Annotated in this window: 2 protein-coding genes; both read left to right on the forward strand. The window is 32.2% G+C overall.

From position 1 onward, the window contains the following. Positions 1-1,952 (forward strand): hypothetical protein (locus RMO70_RS01780; RefSeq protein ID WP_310554708.1); only part of this gene is annotated, 1,952 nt, incomplete at its 5' end. Between the two features lie 11 nt (positions 1,953-1,963). Then, a complete protein-coding gene (locus tag RMO70_RS01785) occupies positions 1,964-3,136 on the forward strand; it encodes a hypothetical protein (protein ID WP_310554709.1) in 1,173 nt (390 codons plus the stop codon). Positions 3,137-3,451 lie beyond the last annotated feature (315 nt).

Here is a 3,451-nt window from a genome sequence, read left to right on the forward strand (position 1 = left end):
CAGAGGTAATAAACACGAGTGGCAACATCAACATATATGCTCCAGAATATGTAGAAGAAAAGAAAAGAGTCATCGAAGAAAAACTAAAAGGCATAGAGCCAAAACCAGTACAAGAACCCAAACAAAAAATAAAAGCCGAAGCCCCAAAAATTGTAGTCCCTGCAAAAGTAGCCACGCCAAAACCAGCACCCAAACCTACTAAACCAGTGGCACCAGCAGCGGTAGTACCTAAAAAAATAACGTATATTTATTTTACAGACGATAAAGGGAATAAAATTACAAACAGTGATTATGGCAACACCATAAGAGCCACAATAGGTTCCACAGGACTTATTGGACACACCATAAAGTTGCGGGTATATGACAAAGAGTGGCTGGGCGACCCTCATTTGCTGACCAAAGACCCAATAGTTGCTAAAATAACCAGCAATTTATGCTATGTTGAAATCCCACTTACCGAGGCTATGAAAAAACTAGGTGGCAATATGTGGTACGACGATGTCTATGTCGATATTGAAATAGTAGAAACCAAAGCCCACATAAAAAGCCAAAGTATTACTGTAGATACAAATAGATTTTCATTTGATTTACCTGATAATGAGACGAAGAGTAAGCTTGGAGAGAGGGATTCCAAAAAAGAAACAAGTGAATGTTTCTGCAAGCAAAAAGAAAACCAGTTTTATTGGAGCAATCAATTAACTTGCGACCAAAGAAAAAAAGTATTACAAGTTTGTTCAGAGTTATGGGGCGAGAGTAAAAAGAAAGAAAAAGCGAGTGAATTGATGTCTATATTTCATTTAGAAACAGGGAGTAAAGATACCTTCAAGCCTTATGCGGATAATGGAAAAGGGTATTCAGGACTCATACAATTTAGCGATGCTTCGGCAGAAAAGCTTGGTACAACAAGAGCCAAACTAAAAGCAATGACTTTTATTGAACAAATGGATTATGTCAAAAAATATTTGCAAAAAAATAAAGATAAATTTGCTACACTTACTGATTTTTATTTACAAGTATTAAAACCTAACGCCGTTGGTCAAGGTGGTAATCCAGATTATGTATTATTTGATGAAAGTGTTACTGTACCTGATGGCGATGGAAGCACGACGAGCCAAGTGCAACGAATGAAAAATATCACACAAGAACCTTGGGTTACTAAATATGGTTATGCCTCAAACCCACCCTTTATGTTACAAGATGGAGAAAATACCAAAAGAAAGAAATGGGTATATACCAGACAACGATTTGAGCAACGTTATGGTTTTATGAATGGTAAAACCACCGTAAAAGAAGTAACAGAGGTTGTGAAAAAACAGCATTACGACCTTGGAAAACCAAATGTTTTTTTTGGGAAATGTGAGAAGATAAAGGAGGAGAAAAAGGAAGTTAAGGATAGAGCACAGTGGATGCCGTTTGCACTAAATGAAGTAGGTCAAAAAGCAATTTCAGGAAAAAAAGATAATAATCCTAGAATTACTGAATATTTTACAGCTTCAACAAACGGAAACGGACTTGATGAGGGAACAAACTGGTGTGGTGCTTTTGTTAGTTGGTGTTTCTCTCAGGCAAATTATACACCGCCAGCATTATCGTGTAGAGCTGCAATGTGGCAATTTTGGAAACAAGATAAACCAATTTATGGTTCGGCCGCAGTGATAGATTGGGATAGTAATCAAAGTGTTAAACCAAATGGTAAAGATGGTGCTGTTGGAGGTAGTGGTCATATAACTTTTGTTGTTGGAATTAGCCCAGATGGCAATCATTATTATTGTGTAGGAGGTAATCAAGGGGGTGTTAAGGGGGCTAGAACTGTAAAAATTTCCAAATATTCCAAAAACGATATTGATTGGTTTGTTATTCCACCAAATTACATTCCTACTAATGAAGAATACACACTAAAAGTTATGAATAGCGAAGCTGATGTTGATACCGCTAAAACAACTAGAACTTAAAATTAACGATTATGAAATTATTAATACTTGCATCAACCATATTATTATTTTGCACTTGTTCATGTCAAAATAAAAATGAAGTAAATAAAAATAAAAAAATGGGTAATAAAGAAATAAGGACATTATTAGAAAAACAAATTAAAGCAGGATATGCAGCTGAAAAAAGTGAAACTGATTATCCAAATTATAATTTAACTGAAACGGATTTAAATATATCATATCAAATATTAAAAGAATGTCTAATAATTAATGGATATAAAACTCCAGATAATGTTCTATTTAATAAAAAAATAAATGAGATTTTCAAAAGAACTTTAGATTACAGTTCAACAAAAAAAAACGTGTATCTAAACTTTACTTCCCCTTGTAATAGAGATATTAAATTCATAAAAAATAATACAGAAGAGTTACATGACTATTCTTATTATATAAATAAAGAAAACAATTTTATTACAGAATTACATTCAATACCAGAAATTTTGGATTATCGAAAAGTGTTTCCTGATATCGAAATAATAGAGAATAATATACCAATATCAAAAGATGGTGTTAAAATTTATAAATGGAATTCTTTAGAAGATTTATCACAACAGAGAGAAAAAAATATACAAATATTAATTAACCGTAATAAATATTTATTTAATGATAGTAAAGCAAGCCTAGTTTGGCTAAAATTTAATGATGCCTTTTTCTTACAATCATTGGTGAAGGTTTTCGGTTATGTTGGAGATGAGCAATTAAATAAATTTGTTTTGGATAATAATCTTAAAGAAAACGAAGAGTTTGGTAGAGTAATTTGGAGCAAAGATTGTTCAGGGAAATTATATTTTCATGAGGAAATTATGAAAATTATCAAACAAGCTTCAAAAGATGAACAAACTAAATATCTTGAAATAGTAAAAACCTATCTTGCATATCTCGTAGAGAGAGATGCGAATGGTAAAGAAGTAGAAATAGGTTTAACCTTTTCACAAAAAATAGAAATGATGGGCAAGCTAGCTTATCATGCTACTAAAATAGCAAGGCCCGAAAGTGATGAATATTTTAATTTTTTTCCATTTTTACAAGACGAGACCGATCAAAAAGAACTTGAAAAATCCAATTACTATAACATAAAAGATTTTAAAGAAATTTATCAAGAAACTAAGAACGGTGGCGTATGGGTTCCCGGTATGCCTGAATAAATGTGGTAATGTATCAGAAGTGTTGTTATTACAAAAAAAACAATAAAACCTCACATTCAAAATAAAAAAAGTGACATAAAAAGATAACCTACGGGTTATTTTTTTATTTTTACAAGGTTAAAATCAATAAAAAAAGTTTGAATATGACCCTACTGTATCAAATGTGTTGCTGGCAATATGTGGTACGACGATGTATATGTCGATATTGAAATAGTAGAAACCAAAGCCCACATAAAAAGCCAAAGTATTACTGTAGATACAAATAGATTTTCATTTGATTTACCTGATAATGAGACGAAGATAAAGGTGGCTAGT

This window comes from Flavobacterium sp. (assembly GCF_031422135.1).
Taxonomy (GTDB): Bacteria; Bacteroidota; Bacteroidia; order Flavobacteriales; family Flavobacteriaceae; genus Flavobacterium.

Coding starts and splice junctions, on each gene's coding strand:
- RMO70_RS01785 (WP_310554709.1), top strand. CDS start 1,964: ATGAAATTATTAATACTTGCATCAACCATATTATTATTTTGCACTTGT.